This window comes from Streptomyces sp. SID9727 (assembly GCF_010550605.1).
GTDB lineage: Bacteria > Actinomycetota > Actinomycetes > Streptomycetales > Streptomycetaceae > Streptomyces.
Map to the genome: position 1 here is coordinate 1 of NZ_JAAGNI010000146.1, position 5,189 is coordinate 5,189.

The 5,189-nt window shown below is 75.4% G+C and carries 4 protein-coding genes and 2 pseudogenes; 3 read left to right on the plus strand and 3 right to left on the minus strand.

Annotated features, from left to right (window positions below):
* Positions 1-313: pseudogene (locus tag G3I41_RS10050) on the plus strand (serine hydrolase); the annotation flags it as partial.
* Between the two features lie 59 nt (positions 314-372).
* Here the strand turns inward: G3I41_RS10050 and G3I41_RS10055 are convergent.
* Both G3I41_RS10055 and G3I41_RS10060 read right to left on the minus strand, forming a co-directional pair.
* The gene (locus G3I41_RS10055) at positions 373-960 is read right to left on the minus strand and encodes a TetR/AcrR family transcriptional regulator (protein WP_164399877.1); all 588 of its coding nucleotides are present in this window, start codon (positions 958-960) and stop codon (positions 373-375) included.
* A 10-nt stretch (positions 961-970) separates the two neighbouring features.
* Positions 971-2,266 (minus strand): family 1 glycosylhydrolase, encoded by a 1,296-nt coding sequence (locus G3I41_RS10060; protein ID WP_164399878.1) that lies wholly within the window; start codon positions 2,264-2,266, stop codon positions 971-973.
* Between the two features lie 218 nt (positions 2,267-2,484).
* Here G3I41_RS10060 and G3I41_RS10065 point away from each other — a divergent pair, with 218 nt between their 5' ends.
* Positions 2,485-4,053, plus strand: a complete 1,569-nt coding sequence (locus G3I41_RS10065) for a family 20 glycosylhydrolase (RefSeq protein WP_164399879.1) — start codon at positions 2,485-2,487, stop codon at positions 4,051-4,053.
* A gap of 72 nt (positions 4,054-4,125) precedes the next feature.
* Here the strand turns inward: G3I41_RS10065 and G3I41_RS10070 are convergent, their stop codons facing one another.
* Entirely contained in the window at positions 4,126-4,800 is a 675-nt protein-coding gene (locus G3I41_RS10070) for a winged helix-turn-helix domain-containing protein (RefSeq protein ID WP_164399880.1), read from the minus strand.
* A 65-nt stretch (positions 4,801-4,865) separates the two neighbouring features.
* Between G3I41_RS10070 and G3I41_RS10075 the strand changes: the two are divergent.
* Positions 4,866-5,189: pseudogene (locus G3I41_RS10075) on the plus strand (isocitrate lyase/phosphoenolpyruvate mutase family protein); the annotation flags it as partial.

Genomic DNA, 5,189 nt, shown 5'->3' on the forward strand with positions numbered 1-5,189 from the left:
CCCGGCGGCGCTGGAGCGGGCGGTCGCCCCGCGCGACGACGTGTCGCCGCCACCGCCGCTCGACGGCGGCGACCCGGCGGGCCGCTCCCGCTTCGGGCTCGGCTTCGAGCTGCCCCGGAAGGGGCTGCCGATGCTGGGCGCGGGCTCGTTCGGGCACGCGGGGGCGGGCGGGCGGCTGGGGATGGCCGACCCCGGCAGCGGTCTCGCCGTGGGGTACGTGTGCACGGCGATGGCCTGGGAACCCGCCGCCGGACCGGATCCGCGCTGGACGGACTGGACGGAGGCGGTGACCGCGACGGCGGCGGCGCTCTGACCCGTACCGGACGTGCGAGGGAGGGGCGGCGCGTGGGCGCGCCGCCCCTCCCCGGTTGTTCAGGCCCCTTCGGACGCCGTGCGCGGGTCGAGGACGGCGAGCAGGTCCTCGATGGGCTGTTCCATGTCCGTCGACCGGTCGATCAGCCACTGCAGCTGGATGCCGTCGGCCACGGCGACCAGGAGCACGGCCAGCCGCTCCGGGGGGATCGCGGAGCTGATCCGGCCCTCCGCGATCCCGTCCCGGACGAAGTCCGCGACGCGTTCGCGCACCACGGGATAGCGCTCGGCGAAGTGGGCGTGGGCGGGGTGGGCCGGGTCGCTGGCGGCGGCGGCCATCGAGACGAACAGCTCGACCAGGCCGGGTGTCTTCGCGCCCTCCCGGATGATCTCGCGGTAGCCGTACGGATCGGTGCGCTCCACCTGCCGGGCCCGCGCGGTCTCGTCACGCATCCGGAGGACCTGGGTGAGCAGGTCCTCCTTGGAGTCGAAGTAGTGCATCAGACCGGGCAGGCTGAGGCTGCACTTCGCCGCCACCTTCCGCAGGGAGGTACCCCGGTACCCCTCGGCGGCGAAGATCTCCAGTGCCGCGTGCAGGATCTCGCTGCGCTTGGCCTCGCCCTTCTCGTACGGGCCCCGTTTCGCCATGCCGGTCACCCTAACGCGAGGACGGCGTGGCCACCGACCCGGGCGGGGCTCCGGCGGGCAGCCGGCGGTCCCGGGACAGGCCGCCCAGCCAGCGCGCCGACTCCTTGGGCGTCCGGGCGAAGGTGTCGCGGTCGACCGCGATCAGCCCGAAGGTCGGCCGGTAGCTCCCCCACTCGTAGTTGTCGAGGGCGCTCCAGTGCAGATAGCCGCGTACGTCGACGCCCTCGGCCATCACCTCCGCGAGGCTGGCCAGGGCGCGGGCGGTGTAGGCGATACGGCGCTCGTCGTCGTCGGTGGCGATGCCGTTCTCGGTGACCAGGACCGGCACGTGCGGGCCGACGACCTCCGCCGTGTGCCGCACCGCCTCGCCGAGCGCCTCGGGGTAGAACTCCCAGCCGGTGAGCGTCAGTTCGGCACCCGGGGGCGGGGGCAGGGTGCCGTCGGGACCGATGCGGTGGCGGGTGTAGGCCTGGACGCCGATCCAGTCGTCCTCGCGGGCGGCCTCCAGGAAGACGTCCTCGCGGGGCCACGCGTAGGCGGTGGCGGCGGACTCGGCGCCCGGCTCTCCCTGGTAGACCTGGTTGGCCACGGTCCAGCCGACCCGGACGCCCGGCACCGTGTCCTTCAGCGCCGCGGTGGCGGCCCGGTGGGCGCGGATCAGGGCCCGGATCACCTCGGGGTCCGGGGCGAAGGAGGCCGGATCGACGGCGGCGGCCCCGGCCTCGCGGGCGGCGTTCGCCCCGTGCGCGACGCTTTCCCAGCCGTGCTCGGCCGCGTGGCCCTTCAGGGCGTACATCATGGCCACGATGTTGGGCTCGTTGATGGTGGCGACATGGCGGACGCCCTCGCGCAGGATGCCGGCGCAGGTGCGCGCGTAGGCCGCGAACAGTTCGTCCGCACCGGGGGCCGTCCAGCCGCCGAGGTCGCTGAACCACCGGGGCGAGGTGAAGTGGTGGAGGGTCACGACCGGGGTCAGTCCGCGTTCCAGCGCGCCGCGCACCATGGCCCGGTAGTGCTCGACGGCGGCGCGCGAGACCCGGCCGCGCTCCGGTTCCACCCGCGCCCACTCGATGCCGAACCGGTAGGAGTCGAAGCCGAGTCCGCGCAGCAGGTCCATGTCCTCGGGCCACCGGTGGAAGCTGTCGGCGGCGTCCCCGCTGGGCTCCTGGACGAAGCTCCCGGGGCGGTTCTCCAGGCCCCACCAGTCGCTGGAGACGTTGTTGCCCTCGACCTGGTGGGCCGAGGTCGAGGCCCCCATGAGGAAGCCTTCCGGCAGGGCGAAACCGGGTCCGGCCTCGTGCACCATCGGGTTCTCCTTTCGCCCGGAGGCGGGCCGTTCGCCCCCTCCGCAAAAAGCGTTCATTGATCGGTTTTCGTGTTAGCGTACAGGTGGCAGCGGTGCGGGAGAAGAGGCGGCCGGTCCGGCCCCGCCCCGGCACCGAATGCCCGGGGGGCCGGACCGCCGGAACCTGACACCGCCGTTCCGGCCCCCCGGCCCACCGGTCCCACCTCAGGGAGAAGCCCGTGAACGCCGTCATCCCGCACGCCGACGCCCGACCGTCCTCCCCCGCCGGCGCGCTGCCCGCCGCCGGCTCCTGGCGCGTACGGGCGGCCGACCCGGCACTGACGGAGGTCGCCGCGACCGTGCGGGCGCTGCTCGCACCGCACCTGCCGGACGCGCCCGGCGCGGCGCCCCGCGAACTGGTCCTTGGCCTGGACGAGGTGGTGTCCGCGCCCCCTCTCGGGCTCGCCCCCGACGGAGCCGCGGACCCTGTGGACGAGGGCTACCGGCTCCACGTGGACGCCGACGGCATCACGTGCCGCGGCCGCACCCCAGCGGGGGTGTTCCGGGGCGCGACCACGGCCCTCCAGCTCATCGCCACCGCCCGCGTCACCGGTGAACTCCCCTACCAGGAGCTGACGGACGCCCCTCGCTACGCCTGGCGCGGCCTCATGGTCGACCCGGCCCGCAGCTTCCTCACCCCGGACGAGGTGCGCCGGATCATCGACCTCGCCGCGCTCTACAAGCTCAACGTCCTGCACCTGCACCTCACCGACAACGAGGGCTGGCGCGTCGAACTGCCCGGCATGCCCGAACTGACGGCACCGGGCTCCGACTTCTACACGGCGTCCGCATACCGCGCGCTCCAGGAGTACGCGGCCCGGCGGTTCGTCACCGTCGTCCCCGAGATCGACCTGCCGGGCCACTGCGCGACGTTCCGGGCCGCCGTGCCCGGGCTCCCCCCGGCCCCCGCCCCGGCCGGTCTCGCGGACCGCTTCCCGTTCGTGCCCCCGCTCGACCTGACCGACGCGGCGACCCGCACCGCCGTCGCCCGTGTCCTCACCGAGGTCTGCGCGCTGACGGCCGGCCCCTACGTGCACATCGGCGCCGACGAGGCGTTCGGTGCGACCCCGGAGAGCTTCGACGACTCCGTACGCGCACTGCGCGCGCTCGTCCGTGAGCTGGGCAAGCGCCCGGTGGCCTGGCAGGAGTCCTCACGGGCCGGGGCCGGCCCCGAGGACATCGCGCAGTACTGGGTGGACGTGGAGATGATGGACCTCCCGGACACGGCGGAAGGGCTGTCCGCCCGGCCCGAGCTCGTGGCCGCCGGCCGGACCGTGGAGATCATCGCGGCGCTGAAGAGGTTCTTCGCCCCCACCGACGACGACCTCCGCCGCACCGTCGAGGGCGGCGGGCGCGTGCTGCTCTCCCCGCAGTCCCACCTCTACCTGGACCGCCCGTACGCCGCGGAGTTCGCCCCGCCCGGGCAGTCCGCCGAAGCCGCCCGGCTCGGCTTCGACGGGTACCGCCCGCTGGGCGTCCGGCACACGGCGGCCTGGGACCCGGGCGCCTACCCGGTCCCGGACGCCAACGTCGCGGGCGTGGAGGCCACGGTGTTCGCCGAGGGGTTCAAGGGCTTCGAGGACGTCTCCGTACTCCTGCTGCCCCGGCTGGCCTCGGTCGCGGAAGCCGCGTGGTGCGGGCGGGCGCCGGGCTGGGCCGAGTACCGCGAGCGCCTGGCCCACCACGGCCGCGTCTGGGCCGAGCGGGGCCTGCCCTATTTCGCCTCCACGGAGGTCGACTGGCGCTGAGGGCCGCTCACGCCTCCACGGAGGTCGACTGGCGCCGAGGGCCGCTCACGCCTGCGCGGAGAGGGCGGCCCCTCACGCCTCCACCCCGAGCAGTTCCCCGAACGCCGTGGTCCCCTCCGGCGTCACCTTCACCGCGCGCCCGGAGCCGACGCGCCGCACCCACCCGCGTTCCAGGGCCGCCGTGCACAGCGCCTCGCCCAGGGCGCCGGCGAGGTGGGAGCGGCGCTCGGTCCAGTCCAGACAGGTACGGACGAGGGGGCGCCGGGACCCGGCGGGCTGCCGGTAGTCCAGGGTGTCGGCCAGCCAGTCCCGGCCCGCCGGGGTGACGGCGATCCCGGAGCCGGTGTCGACCAGGCCGCGCGCGCTCATCGCGTCCGCCAGGGCCACCCCGAGCCGGCCGGCCAGGTGGTCGTAGCAGGTGCGTGCCCGGGCCTCGGCGTCCTGGCGGACCGAGGCGCTCAGGGTGCGCGGGCGGGGCGTGCCGGGGGCGTACCCGGCGAGTGCCTCGGTCAGCGCGGCGGCCTCCGGGCCCGCGAGGCGGACATAGCGGTGCCGGCCCTGGCGCTCCTCGGCCAGCAGGCCGCCGGCCACCAGGCGGGAGATCTGCTCGCTGGCGGTGGACGCGCTGACGCCCGCGTGCCGGGCCAGCTCACCGGAGGTCCAGGCCCGCCCGTCGAGCAGGGCCTCGCAGAAGGCGGCACGGGTGCGGTCGGCGAAGAGAGCGGCGGTGCCGGCGAGAGAGGACATGAGTCCATGGTGGCGCAGAGACGGTTCGGCGGGGCCCGAAGTGTTCCGGGTCTACGGTCCGAGTCATGAGGCACACGACGACACACGAGTTCCGCCGGTACGCGGAGATCCGAGCGGCCCTCGCCGATCCCGCGCTCGTCCCCCCGGCGCCGAGCCCCCACGACGGGACGCCCGGCGCGAGCGTCGCCTGGCTGCGGGCCTCCGTGGCGAGGTTCGCCTCCGGTGAGCCGCACAAACGCCGGCGGGCGCTGGTGGAGGCCGAGCTCGACCGCCTGACCCCGGCCGATCTGCACCGGGCGGCCTCGGAGGCCGGTGGGGAGGGCGAGCTGCGGACGCGCGTGGTGAGCGGCCTGGCCGCCGCGCTGGGCATGCCGGAGCCGGGGCGGATC